The sequence below is a fragment of the Legionella sp. PC1000 genome, assembly GCF_014109805.1.
GTDB lineage: Bacteria > Pseudomonadota > Gammaproteobacteria > Legionellales > Legionellaceae > Legionella > Legionella resiliens.
The window spans coordinates 1,085,202-1,101,856 of sequence record NZ_CP059400.1; the positions used below are offsets into that span (position 1 = coordinate 1,085,202).

Here is a 16,655-nt window from a genome sequence, read left to right on the forward strand (position 1 = left end):
CAGAAGATCTGCGCTAATGAGCACCGAACCCCGCGGACGTATGCAGAGATGTGATCAAGAGTCAGTTGTTTGCAAACAGGTTGCCATTCAAGCATGAAGCAGCAGTTTCTGACAAATCGCTCTAGGGCAAGCTTGCAAACAGGTGGATTTGCAAGTTAAGAATAAATCCATATTTCATGCAATATTCTGCTGCATATTCATGATTACGTTGATTTTTTTCCATATCTAAAAGCCCCGGTTCCCAAAAGCTGACTACTTCATTGATTTCAGAACGCTCTGCTAAAGTAAGATCACGTCCTTTATCACGAATTGTGCTAACACGTTGAGGCTCTTTTTGGTATCTATTCATAGGACTCACAAATACCGGTTTCTTTGTTTTTTCGGCCCATTTATGTGCCCAGGCTGGTATTTCACTATAAGGTACATACTTGTTCTCTTCGGGGGCTGACATGACAAATTTCAAGCAATCAGCACGTTCCAACATTTTTGCATTCGGCTTCAGGTATCGAATAACTTTCCCATCCTTTTCCAGGCACTTGGGGCTAACTACCAAGGTGGTGCTTTTAGGAAGGTCTGCTAGAATGGAAATACCATTCGATTCAATTTGAGTGTCTTGGAAATACGACTTGGCTTCTTCTAAAAATAACGATAAATTTCGTTGCAATAAAGGTTCTCCCCCTGTAATTACGAGGACCATTTTTTTTGCCAGGCCTTTTGCCCAGTAGGGCGTTGGAAGATTACGACTCTGAAAAAACGCAGCAATGACGCTATCTGCTTCCTCGAGTAATGATTTAAAGCTTCTCCATTCACCAGTATCAAAGTAAGTATCGCAAAAGGAACATGCCAAATTACATTTGGCCAAACGAATAAAATAGGCTGGATGGCCGCGAAAAGGTCCTTCTCCTTGCAAGGTAAAAAAACGACTGGTAATAAAAAGCTCGTCCGGCTTTGCTTCTTTAAAAAAAGACTTTCCTACACTGTCGTTCATGCCGAACATCTATTTATCCTCTGGCTGTATAAAAATTTTACATATTATACTCTATTGCATTTAAAATGTGAGCCTCTCCTCTTATTTTTATTCTATGGAATGCGCTGTTCGAATCTTTGGGATTATAGCTTAGTGAAGAACGTAACCATAACTCGGAATTTGAGAGGCTTTATAGAAATGCGGTACTTCCAGGCTACAAAGCTTTTTTGCTGTTGTGATGTGAGCCGTTTAAAGACTGAATTAAGGCAAAACGCTCTATTAAATTGATGTTCTTTGAGGCCAGCTGATAAATTTTTGCAATCGTTTCCTGTCTTTTTTGCTTGAAAATAAGCTTTATTTCATTTTGTTGAGGCAGGTATATAGGGGAATACCGATAGGCGCCAAGTATTTTTCTCATTGAGTTCAAATTAATAGAATCAAAGACATAAAAATTATTGCGGGTGTAAATCTTAAAAGGGAATGATGTTTTTCTTATTTCGGGGCTAAAATTTAATTTACTAAAAGGCAATTTATTTTGACTGAAGCAATTCAATTCTTTGTATCGCTTTATGAAGTTGATTTGATTTAGATAGAAAAAATCTTGTGAGATTCCACTTAGTTTTCTGTTTACGATAGAGCAGTTAATTACGGGAAGGCCAAAGCCTACGTAATTAATAAAAAGCAATTCAAATAAATTTTCAATATAATGTTCTATTGCGTGCTCACGATGGCTTAGCAATGCTTTATGGATAAAATGAAAATCAAGGCCTTTCCAGGGTGTGGTATCGGAATGTAAGTACCACAGAAGATAATAAATTCCATCCCATGGGTTCTTGTAGTACTGCTCTGCTATTTGATTTTGCAGCTTACGAATTTCAAGCACCAGAGAAGGAGTGATAATGTAAGGAATTCTTGGCTTTAAACAAACGGCCATTCCATTTGTTTTTTGATGGCGGATGGCCAGTAGCTCGATATTATGCACAGCAATCCTTATTAAATAGACTAGAAATATCCAAATAAGGGAATAACATTTGAAAGTTTAGTAGAGAAAATCGAGTTTTTCAAAAAAAAACGTACTCTATTGTTTTTGAGGATCCGAAATCAGCCGCACAGCCATTAAATTGGAGATATGTTTTAATTGCTCACAAAGCTGGGGTAGTGATTCTTGAGGACCGCATATATCGATAAGATTCGCTGCAATTAATCCACGTGATTTATTTTCCATTTGTTCAATATTGTATTTTAGCTTTGATATGCTCTGGGTGATCTTACCCATCGCTCCTGGAGTATTTTTATTGATAACCAATATACGGTAACAATTAGGGACTTGAGTAGTAGAAAGGGAGATATTTGGAAAATTAATAGAATACTCAATGATCCCATGTTCTAAATAATTACAAATATTGCGAATTACCATTTCTGCTGCGGTCTGCTCCGCCTCCTGGGTACTTGCCCCCAAATGAGGAAAGCTCAAAACATTAGGATGATCAGCCAAGTTAATTGTTGGAAAATCTGTAATATAACCCATGAGTTTCTGATTATTTAATTGTTGTAAAATAGCTGCTTCACTTACTATTTGTTCGCGTGAAAAATTAAGTAACAGGGTATGGGGTTTCACTAGGGCAATATTTTCTTCATTGATTAAATGGGTGGTTGTTGCATTTAAAGGAATATGCAGCGTAATAATATCTGTGTGGGCAAGCAATACATTCATATCAATGACTTTTTCAACTCCGGGCATCAATGCTAGAGCATTTGTCAGAGTCATATTGGTATCAAAACCTAATACTTTCATTCCTAAGGCTAATCCAGCATTAGCCACTTTAACGCCTATATTACCTAAACCTATAACGCCCAAAGTTTTACCTGAAATTTCATGGCCAACAAATTTCTTTTTTTTCGTTTCTATTTCTCGATGAAATAGTTGGTTATCTTCTTTTGCTAATTCAGTAATGAAGGAGCGTGTTTCATCTAAATGTCTATAGCCTATTATCATGGCTGCCATTACCAATTCTTTCACTGCATTGGCATTTGCTCCAGGTGCATAAAATACCGGGACACCCATATTGGTCAGCACATCGATGGGAATATTATCAATACCTGTTCCTGCCCGCGCTACTGCTTTTAAGTTTTTTGAAAATGGATGATTATGTAATTTATGGGAGCGCACCAAAATAACATCCGGGTCGATGGGATTAAGACCTAATTGATAAACGTCAGGGTGAAACAAGCTCAAACTCTGAGGAGATATATTATCAAGAATTTGAATGGTGAACATGCGCATCTCCCTTGATCAAAACAATAGAATTATAAATCTCTGCAAGTCCTTGTTCATAATAAGCATAATATTGTGAGGGCAATTGTTTCAACTCATCTTGAGTTAATCCTAAAGGGATTATTGAGTAAAAGCTGGTATTGGTGATATAGAAATCGGAATGGTTTTTCACCCATTCTTTAGGATTTAAACCAGCAAAACCAATAAATCGTGTTACTGTTTCTCGAGCTTCCCAGTCGCTTACTCCATCACCTATCAGTAGGGATCGTTCACCTGGTTTAAGTATTGAGGCAATTTCCAATGTTTTACCATTGCCCTGAGTCATATTGCTTTGTCTATCAAAGTCTTGATAGTTCCCTTGTTTATCAAAATACACTTCTACTGCAAGCACATTACTTGAGGGAACTCGGAGATCCTCAGCAAAGGGAACTACGGCCATTTTAATCCCTGCGGAAATGATATAGATTTTTTTATTAAAATGATGCAATAACTGAAAGAGTTCTTGTGCTCCGGGAGCAATATTGCGTTTATAGCGCTCGGCCAGCTCTTCTATTTGTTCTCGTGTAGGTTGAACATAGCTCAAACGTTGCTGATAATCATTAGGGGTCATGCCGGTTTGCCCCATACATCGTTCAGTAATTTCATGTACTTGTTGGGCAACCCCATTCATGGTTGCTAATTCATTAATGCCTTCAATTAGAGAGAGTGTCCCGTCGCAATCAAAGAAAAAGGTATCAATGGGGAGTTCTAAAGCCCAGGGATTTGTATTTTGCATGAATAGCACTCTTATTTTGTAGTTATTACCCGATTTTTAAACTGAGTATCACAGCCCTGGTAGAGATGGGCCATGCGCGTATTCTTCTTTATCCATTAATAGGCGCAATTGTTTCGCAACGGTATACCAATACTCTTTGTCATAGATTGTTTCTTCTTGTGGTTTATATTCATCTCCTTGCACTAGGCAATTGAATTCTGCAAATAAATAAGAGGCGAAAGAGTGGTTTTCACATCGAGTATCAGGATCTTCGAAAAACCGCTGCATTTGCTGCATAATTGCATCAATGTTTGGGCTTGCTTCCGCTTCGGCTTTAACCAGTTCTGCTTTTTTTTGCCCATCAGGCCCGTGGCGCCACCAACTAAACCATCCATTAGGTTGGCGAGTATTGATACCTAGTTCATAGTATTTTTTGTAAGCGATCTGTGCATTTCCTATTGTCTTCTTCAACACGTTGAGCCAGTCTTTAGTTAAGTCTGCATCAATTGATTCACTGTGTTTTGGCTCATTTTTTTTAAAAAAATCCTGCGGGAATGAGTTCGATTTGCGTTGGGGACGTGAAGGATTTCTATGCTCAATTTTGGGCCTTGATTTGGTAACATGAGTCAGGGATGCTTTACCAGGAGGTATCGCATTAATCGATGTTGGATTAAGGGGTATCGGTGGATTATGAGGTATCCCATTAGCATTAAGAGGTATCGTATCAAGGTAAGTTGTATTAAGAGATATCGCACTCAAACGAGAACGTTCTTTTGCGGCAATTAATTCTGCCCTCCTTTGAGCAACTAATCCTGTAGGAATACCAAAATTGTTCCCTTTTTCAATTGAAGTTTTCTGCTTATCCTTTTTGCCCATTGTAATTCCTTATCCCTAAGTTATTCATTTACAACATCAAATTGATATGATTTTAAGGCAATCTAATCATATAGGCTCTTTTTTTACTATGCAACAATCCCAACTCATGTTACCTGAGTTATACAGCAGGATTAAGACTCAGCTATAACCTCAAGAATAAGTCTATACTTGGAAGAATGATAGGCTCAGGAAAAAGGAATACCCATGAATACCTATACACCAGACATTGAACATCCAGTAACTATCCCCAGTAAAAATGTTTATCTCAACGGTTTTTTATTTATCCCTGAAAAAGCTAAAGGAATGGTCGTTTTCGTGCATGGCAGCGGAAGCAGCCGTTTCAGCAGCCGCAATCAATATGTGGCAAGCACCTTGAATGAAGGGAAATATGCTACGTTGCTCTTTGATCTGCTTACCTCACAAGAAGATGTTATTGATAATGTCACTCGCGAATATCGTTTTGATATTCATTTATTAGCTTCTCGACTTGTTGATGTCATTCATTGGTGTACAAAAGAATTTGCAGAATTTCATTTTCCAATTGGTTTGTTTGGTTCAAGTACTGGCGGGGGTGCCGCACTTGTAGCTGCAGCCCAGGAACCTAAGTTAGTCAATGCGATTGTATCGCGTGGCGGCAGGCCAGATTTGGCTGGAAACTATTTGCCTCAGGTCAAGACGCCCACTTTACTTATTGTGGGCGGTGATGATGAAGTGGTGATAGGACTCAACCAGCAAGCGATATCCCAAATGAGTTGTACCACACATTTGGAAATAGTTCCTGGAGCAACTCACTTATTTGAGGAACCTGGAAAATTACATGAGGTCTCAAACTTGGCCAAAGAATGGTTTGATGAGTATTGTGCTGGATAGTAAGGAGGCTTTTATGAATAAGGATGCTTTGCAAAAGCTAATAGATGAACTCAATGGTGCAATAGTTTCACTTAAACCTGATGGTGAAGATTATGATGCAATAATCAAACAAATTGGAGATGCTCGATTTGTGATGATTGGCGAAGCAACTCATGGAACGCACGAATTTTATCAAACACGCATCGAAATATCGCAACGTCTTATTAAAGAGCATGGATTCATGGCTATTGCTATTGAAGGGGATTGGCCTGATGCACATCGTGTTCATCGTTATTTACAAGGGAAAGGCAATGTAACCGACAGTGAGCGAGCCTTGAATGGTTTTCAGCGATTTCCAGTATGGATGTGGCGTAATTCAACGCTTCCTCCATTCCTGAGTTGGTTACGTCAACACAATGATGCCTTGCCTGCAGCACAAAAAATTGGATTTTATGGTCTTGATTTATACAGTTTAAACTCTTCGATGCAGGCAGTTATTGATTTCTTAAATAAAATCGATCCTGAAGCAGCACAACGTGCCGCACAACGTTATGCCTGTTTTGATCATTTAAATCAGGATCCTCAAATGTATGGTTATCTAATTAATGCCGGGATTAAAAAGGCCTGTATTCATGAAGCGGTAGCACAATTAGTAGAATTACAGCATCGTGCTTTTGAGTATCTTCATCGTGACGGAGTCACTGTTGAAGATGAATATTTTTTTGCAACACAAAATGCTCGCTTGGTAAAAAATGCAGAAAATTATTACCGTTCCATGTTAGAAGGGAGGGTGTCTGCATGGAATATTCGGGATAGTCATATGATGGAAACACTCAATGTACTCGCTGATCATTTGGAAATGCGATTTAATCAACCTGCTAAAATTATTATTTGGGCGCATAACTCGCATCTTGGGGATTCACGTGCTACGGAGATGGGGGATCGTAATGAATTTAATTTGGGTCAATTAGTACGCGAGCAATATGGACAACATTCTTATTCTCTTGGTTTTTCTACTTATGAAGGAACCGTAATGGCTGCATCCGATTGGGGAATGCCTGGAGAGAAAAAATCAGTGCAACCAGGGATGCAAGGAAGCTATGAGGAGTTATTTCATCATCTGAAGCACAAGAATTTTTTCTTGAATTTATTAAATAATGAGAAATTGGAACATTATTTAAACATTCCTCGCTTACAACGGGCTATAGGTGTGGTTTATCTTCCGGCGACGGAACGTTTTAGCCATTATTTTTTTACACATTTGCCTTATCAATTTGATGGGCTGATTCATTTTGATAAAACAAGTGCTTTACAGCCTTTAAGTTAAGAGCCGCTGATGACTCATGACTCATGAATAAGGTAAAACGGTAGCCTGCATCCAGGCTACTTTTACTAGGTTTTTTACTTGATATTTAATGCAATTAAATCTTCTTCATTTAAGGTTTCTTTTTTTAATAATAATTGCGCACCTTTCTCTAAAATTTTAATGCGCTTTTTGATGATATCCACAGCATCATCAAAGGCAGTTTGAATTATTTTGCGAACTGCTGCATCAATCTCACATGCAGTTTCCTCGCTAAACTCACGTTCGTGGTGCATTATAGGAGCTTCCAGGAAGGGTGAGTTTTCTTTTTGGTACGTTACAGGTCCAAGTTCTTTATCCATACCGTAACGCATGACCATATTCCGTGCAATATCAGTAGCTTTGGCAAGATCATCTGCTGCCCCCGTTGAGAATCGACCAAAAACAACAAATTCAGCTGCTCTACCTCCGAGCAAAACCATCATTTTATTTTTTAATTCTTCTTCTGTCATAAGATAACGGTCTTCGGTAGGACGTTGAATGGTATAACCCAAGCTACCTATCCCGCGGGGAATAATTGAGACTTTGTGTACCTGGTCTACATTAGGCAAGGACAGTGCTATCAGGGTATGTCCCATTTCATGATAAGCTACTGCTTTACGCTCTTCAGGATTGAGTAAGCGATTCTTTTTTTCCAACCCCGCCACCATGCGTTCAATAGCGTTGGTAAAGTCATCCATACTTACAGAATCGGCATTATGACGCGTAGCCAGCAAGGCTGCCTCATTGACCAGATTCGCTAAATCGGCTCCAGAAAAACCTGGTGTTAAGGCCGCAATCTTTTCCGGATCAATATCAGGACCCTGCTGTATTTTTTTCAGATGAACATTGAGAATTTCTATCCGGCCTTTTTTATCAGGTCGATCCACAAGTATATTGCGGTCAAAACGTCCCGCCCGTAATAATGCGGGATCAAGAATTTCCGGTCGATTGGTAGCGGCAAGGAGTATTAATCCTTCACTGGGATCAAAGCCATCCATTTCCGAAAGCAACTGATTTAAAGTCTGTTCTTTTTCATCATGTCCTCCGCCAATAGGATAAGCACCACGTGCTCTGCCTAAGGCATCCAGTTCATCAATAAAAATAATTGTTGGAGCGGTTTCTCGGGCATTGGTAAACAGATCACGTACTCGTGCAGCACCAACGCCAACAAACATTTCTACGAATTCTGAACCATTAATTGAAAAAAATGGTACTCCCGCCTCGCCTGCTACAGCTCGTGCAAGTAATGTTTTTCCTGTTCCAGGTGGGCCAACTAAAAGTACGCCTTTAGGTATGTGAGCGCCAATACGAGTATAATGTTGCGGGTTTTTAAGGAATTCAACCACTTCCATAAGCTCGGCTTTTGCTTCATCTACTCCTGCAACATCTTGAAATGAGACATGTGTTTCTTTTTCCATGTAGATTTTTGCTTTACTTTTTCCAACATCCAAAACTCCCCCAGCTGTAGAACCCATGCGTCTTAGTAAAAAACTCCACAGAGCAAAAAAGAGCAATGCAGGAATAATCCAGGATAATATCAGGGTTAACCATTTGTTTTCAGCTTGTCCATTAAATTTCACTTTTGCTGCTTCCAAAGTAGATATAAGGGACGGATCATTAATGCGGACCGTAGTGACTTGGGGGTTTTTGCCGCCATATTCTTTTATTTCATTAAATTTATCTTCAGTGAGTAATCCTGATAAACCTTCAGTTTTTACATCTGCGGTAATGTAGCTTTCAGCAAGTAAGACATTATTTAACTTATCGGCTTTCAACAGTTTTATAAAATCACTGTAAGCAATATTTACAGGGTGGGCTGCGAAAAAAAAGTTCTGGAATAAGATGATAATCCAGAAAATTATCAAAAAATACCAGAGCGAAAACTGCCATTGTTTGTTTTCCACCACTTCCCCCAATTTATGGCCATCCTTTTATTAGTAGAAAAAACGAACTGGTTTTATACAGTATATACCAAAGGATGAATGATCAAGTCATCAGTATTAGCCCCTTCCATATTTTCAGGCTGTGCTTCTGCTGAAGAAGGATAAACTCAGCTTAACTGAATCTTATTTTCTAAAAATGCACATACTGTTGAATATTGATTCATTTTTAATTATAATTAGGCTATCGATCCGTAACGGGCATTAATTCATGTATCAAGCTGTAGAGAGTACGACTAACACACTTCCTAACGAATCTTATGTTCTTGATTATCCTAATAAAGATGATTTATCTGACTTTTTAAATTATGTCCGGCACGAAGATGCGATGGCTGAAATTTATTTTGAAAATGATGTTGAAAAATTAGATGAGGAAACGATTCTGTTATTTAACAATAATGGAAAATTGTTACATAACAAGAACAATAGATGTGATTTAATGCTTGTTTTACGTGACGATGGAAAAGTCGTTGGTTTTATTGAATTAAGACTAACTAAAGATACAGAAAACATATCTCAGTTATTTAGTTTATTCGTAAGTGAGAAATATCGTCGTAAAGGGCTTAGTAATTTAATGATGGCCTATGCTCTGGATTTTTTCATAAATAGCGGTCAGAAAAATATGGCCGTCGCTCCTTCAGCAGAATCACTTACCGTTTATAATAAGTTTGGTTTTTATCCACTAGAATTTCATGCAAATAAAGAGTCATTAGAAAATTGGTTCAAAAAGACGGAGGAAGAACGGCTTGAACAGTTAAAAGATGACCCTTCAGAGTACCTTGCGATGGATTTAACCGATCCATTTTGTCGTGAAACCTTTGAAAATCATTGTAAAAAAGTTGCTCCTCATTTTGTTAAATTTAAGATTTCCCAAGATTTACAAAAGGATCTAAAAATTGATGTTTTCGACTGGAGAAAAAAAACAACCACACCAACTTTATCGAGCAGTGGCTTGGGAGTTCTAAGTACTTTAGACGATAGCAGAAAAAGAAAATCTGAGTCTGAAACATCACTGCCGCAAGATGAGTCAGACGAGAGCAAAAAAAGAAAAGCTGAGCCTGAAACATCGCTGCCGCAGGATGAGTCTCAAACCCCAAAAATATTTTTTGAACAATAGAGAAAGTGCGCGCAGAATCAATATTCAGCGCGCGAAACATCCATCGCTTATTGTCACATATTCTTTAATTTACGACTATTATTAGTAGAAAAAAATGAACTATTTTTCAGGTTAATTAAAGGATGAAGGCTCATGTCATCAGTATTACCCCAATTCCATATTTTTTTATGTGGTGATGTCATGACGGGGAGAGGGATTGATCAAATCTTAACTCATCCGTGTGAGCCGCAAATTTATGAATCCTATGTTAAAGATGCACGTGATTACGTCTGGCTTGCTGAAAGGATTAATGGCACGATTCCGCTGGGCAACAAAGGAGCCTATATATGGGGTGATGGTTTAATCGAATTAAAACTAAGAAACCCTGATCTCCGTTTAATTAATCTGGAAACAAGCATTACCCGCAGCAATACTCCATGGCCATTTAAGGGGATTAATTATCGCATGCATCCTGAGAACATAGATGCTATTACTTCGGCACATATTGATGTGTGTGCTTTAGCAAATAATCATATATTGGATTGGGGAAGAGAGGGGTTTTTAGAGACATTGTTGACTTTGGATAATGCTCGAATAGCTTATGCAGGTGCAGGAAAAAACATTCAGAAAGCGACTGCACCTGCAATTCATTTTATTCCAGGTTTTAAAGGAAGAGTTCTCGTGTTCTCGATGGGGCTTTATTCCAGCGGTATTTTAAATGAGTGGGCTGCCACTCAGGAACAACCTGGGTTATGGTTGTTGACTGATTTAAGTGAAGACTCCATAAAGCGAGTCAAGGAAGTTATTGAGTATTATAGAAAAACTGGAGATTTATGCATCGTTAGTATTCATTGGGGAGGAAATTGGGGTTATAACATTCCCGCCCAACATCAGCAATTTGCATACACACTCATTGATGAATTAGGTGTTCATGTGATCCATGGTCATTCCTCACATCACCCAATGGGTATTGAATGGCACAATCAGGGCTTGATTCTTTATGGTTGTGGGGATTTGATTAATGATTATGAGGGTATCAGTGGCTGGGAGCACTTTAAAAGTGATTTGTCATTGATGTATTTTTTCTCTTTTGACCCAAATTTGCGATTGACGCAATTGGAATTAGTCGCAATGATAAGAAAAAATTTCAAATTGCACTACGCAAGTAACGAAGAGTGTCAATGGATGATGAACAATCTTATTCAATGCTCTCAGGATTTTAAGACATCTTTTGAATTAGAAGAGCGAGTGATTTATTGTTCATGAATTCAGTTGCTTAAGTTTGAGGAGAGCGGTGAATCTATCTTTTGGGTTAGCCCTTCTGTAATAATTGAAATTAAAGGTGCTAAGCTTTTTTTGCTGCATTGCTCGAGTTTTTTTCGTGTTTTTTCATGTGAAGTAGAATAAAAATCAGCAGAATCATTATGTTCATAGCAGTAGAGTAACCATTGTATGTCTTTTGATGTTGGTGGCGAAGAAAAAAAGGAAGTCGTCCATGAAGGTTTCTTTAAAAAACAAATTTGTTCCGCCAGATGGTCCGCAACAGCTCTTCGCAATTGGTTTATCAGTGGTGCGGGTGCATTGCTTTCTTGGGCAATTTTGTAGAATAGAACGCATTGATTCATACTCATTAAGGTAATTAATCTATTTTGCAAATGCTCATCCAAATGGAAAAATAATGTTTGATATTTTTTCTCGGTTAACCAATGTTCTTCTTGTGCTGCTATGGAAAGACGCAAAAAGTAGCTCTTCTTTTCTATATCGAAGTTATTGGACTCCTCGAGTAGGCTTAATTGCCTTAATGCAGTAAAAAATTCAAGTATGGCATTGGGCGAAGGTCGATCCTCCCTGTTTTTTTTCCCCATATTCAGGATGAACTTTTTAACTAATTCACAAACAAAGAGGTCAGGTTTTTCTTTAAAATGTTCAAAAAGGCCCTCAGTGCAAAAACCAATGTCGCGAAATGTTCTTATTAGTTCATCTCGCTTCATATGCATGTTGTTATTTCTGAATTCAATAATTTTTTTTAAGGGGTTATGTGCACCAAATAGACTTAATAAAAGCGGGCTCAATGCAAAAAAATCACTCGATTCCGAGTAGTTGCCGTTTAATATTTCGATGGCAACATGTTCTGGGGTTCCTTGAGGGATTTGCGGCATATCAGTGATGAGTTTGGCATAATCGAGATCCAGGAATGACACGTCGACTTTATATTTTTTCCCCTCAGGAGTCTCAATTTCTTTAATTTTTATTTTGATATTTTCCCCTTTAATATCGCCATGAACGATCGCAGGACCGCTGGTATTCCTATAATGAAGCGTATTAAGCTGAAGAATTAATTGCCAAGAGATCTCTACCACTTGCAAAAAAGTTAATTGATTTAGTTCAGGATTATCGCGAGCATCCGGATAAATATGGAACCCGTCGATGTAATCCATGATGAGCACATCTCTACCTTTAATATCTAAGACAGCTATCTCTGAAGCATAAAATTGAAAAGGGGAGGGATGGTGCTTGCCATCATAGAGCTTTATGGCTACCGGGCTATTGTGGTCAATTTTCAATTCTTCTTTTTTTACATGTCGCGGTTTTAAATGAATGGGATTTGCGTTGACTAAAGTACACTGATACCCCCTATAAACAGAATCGCCTAATTCTTCAGAAAAATCAGAGACATAGTACACAATTGAACCCTGTCGTTGTTGTACAGGAAATAAGGTAAAGGGCAGGGGTTTTTTCCCTTTTTCTTTATTTGTCATAAAGCGTAAGCCTTTTTTAATAGGGACTATTTTAGTGCTCAAATCGTGTCAAAAATGAAAACACTAAATACTCTTAATTAGTGACATGAAGCCTCCTGAAAAATTAGTTACTTTTTTTATTTAATGCAACATACCTTTGCATTATTTTTACAAACTGCTTAATAGTCTCTTAATTTTAAAGGAATAAAGTTAAAGGAGGAAAGAAAAAATATTAATGAAGAAGAATTAAATTTTCTTATTTTTAACTGCAACTCCAATCATTACTCTTTAAAGAGGAAGATGACATGATATCTAAAAGTGAAATTTTAAAAAAACACAACGCTGTAGGTATCACAACAGATCATTTTGTTAAGGAATATAAAGAGCTCATCGAAAAAATTTCGGGGCTGCAAATGGATACCCCGCGCCTGAATCGCATGAGTCAAGAAATAATTAAAATAAAGGAAAATGATTCTCTATCTTCTGATGCAAAAATTATGGCACTTTTGGATGTCTTCGTGAGTGAATATGCTGTTATTTTAAATTCATTTGGGGGCTCATACAGTGAATTAGGTACTCTTATTAAAAATTTCTGCTCAAAAAATTTTGGTGTCGAATTAGGTAAAGCGCCTCTATATCGTATAAAACCAGATGGTTTAATGATGCATATTTTTAATGATCAGATAAGAGCTGAGTCCCAGGAGATAGAGGAAGAAAGTTTGCTGCCACCTATCAGAAGGAGAACAACCGAATTGGGTTCTGTCTCAAAGAGCGAACCAATACTCAGCGTGCAAATGGAGTCAAGGCCCAGAGTATCTTCTTCATTAAGTATTCTCGACACAGAGACAGAGGAAATAGGCCAATTCACCGTTCGCAAAACTAAAGAATTAACTCGATTAGGCAGTATGTTTGGTGCAAAACAGTTTTGTTATGCAAAAAAACCTAGTGGTGTAGAGCCAGGATTTAGGGCGATCGATTTAGATAAATTATTTTTTCAGGAACTGGATTCAATTTTAGCTGCAGAACATTTGCCCTCTTCAGAGCGAGTCCCGGATAAAGAACGATTAAAACTTATTCAATTAAGAGATGACTTAAAGAATGTAAAAAGTGTGGAGCAAAAGCGAATTGTATTTTCAGTTTTTATCAATTCGCATATAAAAGGTCCCCATCCTGAAAGCACAGTGGTTCCTGGCATTCAATGGCTATGCAATGAAATAAAAGAAGCTGTTGCCAAGAACAATGGCTTAAGTGCTTGGATGTATAAACTTGATTATGCCGAAGGGCAAAAAGACAGAATTAAAGCCAACAAAGAAGCAATAAGAGAGTTTGTTGGCACCCGTTTGGCCGGGATTTTTAGTGCGCAAAATCAAAAGCAGGAACTTATCTGGGTAAAAAATGGTTCAAAAGGGGTTCATGCATTATTAGCGTGCGGCTGGAAAAATGGTTTGCGGGAGTTAACAAGTTTTCTATATGGCGGTTCTGAGCCTGATTATAATGGTGTCTTGGTAGAGGATAAGCAGGCCTCAATCAAACGCTCCAAATACATTGCTGGATTAGCTAAAAATTTAATTTTTGGCATTGCAATTGGTGATCGAGATGGCATGGGTAAGGATGCGCAAAATAAAGGTTTTGCGGACGATGCATTTTACGGTTTTGATTATGGCAAACCTTATGAAGGCGAAGGCGTATGCTCAAGCTTAAGTGACGATTTTTCATTTGAGGACAGTTTCGCTAAAGCACCTTCCCTCTTTAGAAGCTCTTCAACAATTGGTTTTGCCCGCCACTTTATGTATCGAAACTACAGCGTTTTTTATGATACTACCTTGTCTGAACGCATGGTTGGGTTCCATTTGCTCAGAAAGATGATCACTGGTGAAAACCCCAGTGACGAAGTGATTGAAAGTTATCCAGAGCTTAGACAGGAATTAGAGCGTATTGAAAAAAGTACCCCTTCCTATGAAGAATTATTAGGCTCTTTAGGAGGACTTAGGAGGAACTGTAGAGAAGGAAGTCAATTACAGGCTCTAATCGATACCGATATTATGAAAATATGGACAGGAAAATTATCAAATTTTGATCTTTATTTTACTAAAATAAAAATTGATTTAATCGAAATGGGCATAAAAAATGACATGCCCTATGAAGAACTTGAGGGATATCTAGGGTTTATTAATGATATGGCAGCAACAGCCCATAACAGCAATCAACAGATATTGGCTAAATTCCAAAAACGAATGGTGTTAATGTCACCGGAAATCGATTTAATCGATAAATTAGAAAAATATTTTTCACCTACATCAGTCATGTCGCATGATGGAGCAGTTTTTTTACGTACCATGCGTCTTGATCCACAAAGTGGCAGAATTCCATTTCAATTAAAAAAAGAAGAGAATGGAACTTATACCCTAACTACAACGAATAAAAAAATTGCCCATCAATTGAAAGAGGAGTTTGCGCTTGAGTGTGTTCACAGCGATGAAGGATTAAGCTGCAGTATTATGCCCAAACAACTTTTAAAATTAATGGAAACCGTTGAGTTTAAATACAATCAAAAAAGAGAGATGTTGTTAATTAAACCAACCTATAAATTTGTTACTTTTCCTAATATGTCCTTTTTACTGAACCAGCATAATACGCCATCGGATCCTAAAATAGATGTTGGTTTTTTATGGCATGCAGAGAATACCTTATCTTTGCGGATTATTGCTAAAACCGAAAAACAAGCACAGCAAGTGCAAAAGCTCTTTGGAATACTTCCTGTGCTTAATCAAGCTGAACTTATTGAAATTTCATCAGGCGAACATTATAAATTTCAACAATTCATTGACCAATCCTATGAAGATGCTCAGGAATTAATACGATGCAAAGCGTGTGTAAAGGCGGAACGAAGAGAAGATGTGATTTCTACTTTATCTCGTTCGAGCATGCGAATTGCTTCGACAACAACCAGTAATACCAAATGGAACGGTTTACATGAAAAGGCTGAAGTTGAAGAAGAAGTGCCAATAAGCCAATTATTACTGAAACGATTGCGAGGATTGATTGCTGACTCAGGCATTTTACAACCAATTGAAAAAGTGGTTAACGAGATAACGAGTCCTGTAATTCTCGAAGAATTGATGCAATACAATGATAAAACGCTATCCTCTCGTGATAACCTGAAAGCGATTATTGACGAACGATTTGATGCGATAGTAGAGATTGGAGAGGAATATGAGCTAATGGATTTATCTGCTTCACACAAAATAAAACAAACAATTTTTTAATAAACGAATAGGTCCTGGCTGGCAGCAGAGCACTTTATGCATATGCTCTTTCTGTTTAGAACTGGATCCCATATAAATAAATGCACCTACACGACATTCCCATGCCTTTTATGTCGAATTCATATTATTTAAAACAATCCCTTTATATAATCCTTTGCACTGCGTGCTATACCAAATGCCTTTTGTAATTCCTGCCTCACTGTATTTATATAAAAAATAATTGATCTGATCATGCCAGGAATTTTTTGCTGTCTTCCCCGATGCAATTAAACTGCCGTGAATGAGATAAATACGGTCTACTTTATCACTTTTAAATGATATTTGTTTTAGTTTAATCCCCTTATTGGTAATTAGAGGCTTATCAATTCCATCATTTATGGTGTGAATAAAGGTGCCAGGGTTATGTTCCTTACAGTATTTTTTTGTGACTCCTTTTTTATTCGGAACTGCTTGATAATAAATTCCTTTCCAAGTGATTAAATCAAGATTGGCAAATAAAATACCAGGAAAAAATAAGAGATATAAAAAAACAAATATGCAGTACAACAT

Annotated in this window: 13 protein-coding genes; 5 read left to right on the forward strand and 8 right to left on the reverse strand. The window is 37.7% G+C overall.

What is annotated here, in order from left to right:
- Positions 1-121: 121 nt before the first annotated feature.
- The 5 genes from FOLKNPGA_RS04770 to FOLKNPGA_RS04790 form a co-directional block, all read right to left on the reverse strand.
- On the reverse strand, positions 122-997 hold the full coding sequence (locus FOLKNPGA_RS04770) for a 7-carboxy-7-deazaguanine synthase QueE (RefSeq protein WP_182351915.1): 876 nt from the start codon (positions 995-997) through the stop codon (positions 122-124).
- Between the two features lie 184 nt (positions 998-1,181).
- On the reverse strand, positions 1,182-1,949 hold the full coding sequence (locus FOLKNPGA_RS04775) for a hypothetical protein (protein WP_182351916.1): 768 nt from the start codon (positions 1,947-1,949) through the stop codon (positions 1,182-1,184).
- Between the two features lie 96 nt (positions 1,950-2,045).
- On the reverse strand, positions 2,046-3,245 hold the full coding sequence (locus FOLKNPGA_RS04780) for a 3-phosphoglycerate dehydrogenase family protein (RefSeq protein ID WP_182351917.1): 1,200 nt from the start codon (positions 3,243-3,245) through the stop codon (positions 2,046-2,048).
- Positions 3,223-4,017: an HAD-IB family phosphatase gene (locus FOLKNPGA_RS04785; RefSeq protein ID WP_182351918.1), complete on the reverse strand. Its 795-nt coding sequence runs from the start codon at positions 4,015-4,017 to the stop codon at positions 3,223-3,225. The genes FOLKNPGA_RS04780 and FOLKNPGA_RS04785 overlap by 23 nt, the downstream gene beginning before the upstream one ends.
- Positions 4,018-4,065: 48 nt before the next feature.
- Entirely contained in the window at positions 4,066-4,872 is an 807-nt protein-coding gene (locus FOLKNPGA_RS04790) for a hypothetical protein (protein ID WP_182351919.1), read from the reverse strand.
- 204 nt (positions 4,873-5,076) lie between these two features.
- On the opposite strand from FOLKNPGA_RS04790, the gene FOLKNPGA_RS04795 reads away from it, so the two are divergent.
- Together FOLKNPGA_RS04795 and FOLKNPGA_RS04800 are read left to right on the forward strand one after the other, a co-directional pair.
- Positions 5,077-5,742 carry a dienelactone hydrolase family protein gene (locus FOLKNPGA_RS04795; RefSeq protein ID WP_182351920.1) on the forward strand — a complete coding sequence of 222 codons (666 nt, stop codon included), beginning with the start codon at positions 5,077-5,079 and terminating at the stop codon, positions 5,740-5,742.
- A gap of 13 nt (positions 5,743-5,755) precedes the next feature.
- Positions 5,756-7,048 (forward strand): erythromycin esterase family protein, encoded by a 1,293-nt coding sequence (locus FOLKNPGA_RS04800; RefSeq protein ID WP_182351921.1) that lies wholly within the window; start codon positions 5,756-5,758, stop codon positions 7,046-7,048.
- Positions 7,049-7,122: 74 nt separating this feature from the next.
- Here FOLKNPGA_RS04800 and ftsH read toward each other — a convergent pair whose 3' ends face one another.
- Entirely contained in the window at positions 7,123-8,970 is a 1,848-nt protein-coding gene (ftsH, locus tag FOLKNPGA_RS04805; RefSeq protein ID WP_182351922.1) for an ATP-dependent zinc metalloprotease FtsH, read from the reverse strand.
- Between the two features lie 247 nt (positions 8,971-9,217).
- Here ftsH and FOLKNPGA_RS04810 point away from each other — a divergent pair, with 247 nt between their 5' ends.
- Both FOLKNPGA_RS04810 and FOLKNPGA_RS04815 read left to right on the forward strand, forming a co-directional pair.
- Positions 9,218-10,123: a GNAT family N-acetyltransferase gene (locus FOLKNPGA_RS04810; RefSeq protein ID WP_182351923.1), complete on the forward strand. Its 906-nt coding sequence runs from the start codon at positions 9,218-9,220 to the stop codon at positions 10,121-10,123.
- Between the two features lie 132 nt (positions 10,124-10,255).
- Positions 10,256-11,368 carry a CapA family protein gene (locus tag FOLKNPGA_RS04815; protein WP_182351924.1) on the forward strand — a complete coding sequence of 371 codons (1,113 nt, stop codon included), beginning with the start codon at positions 10,256-10,258 and terminating at the stop codon, positions 11,366-11,368.
- Positions 11,369-11,370: 2 nt separating this feature from the next.
- On the opposite strand, the gene FOLKNPGA_RS04820 is transcribed toward FOLKNPGA_RS04815, so the two are convergent.
- Positions 11,371-12,861, reverse strand: a complete 1,491-nt coding sequence (locus FOLKNPGA_RS04820; protein ID WP_182351925.1) for a hypothetical protein — start codon at positions 12,859-12,861, stop codon at positions 11,371-11,373.
- A gap of 284 nt (positions 12,862-13,145) precedes the next feature.
- Here FOLKNPGA_RS04820 and FOLKNPGA_RS04825 point away from each other — a divergent pair, with 284 nt between their 5' ends.
- Positions 13,146-16,106, forward strand: coding sequence for a hypothetical protein (locus FOLKNPGA_RS04825; protein WP_182351926.1), 2,961 nt, complete (start codon positions 13,146-13,148; stop codon positions 16,104-16,106).
- A 108-nt stretch (positions 16,107-16,214) separates the two neighbouring features.
- On the opposite strand, the gene FOLKNPGA_RS04830 is transcribed toward FOLKNPGA_RS04825, so the two are convergent.
- The gene (locus FOLKNPGA_RS04830) at positions 16,215-16,655 is read right to left on the reverse strand and encodes a hypothetical protein (RefSeq protein ID WP_182351927.1); all 441 of its coding nucleotides are present in this window, start codon (positions 16,653-16,655) and stop codon (positions 16,215-16,217) included.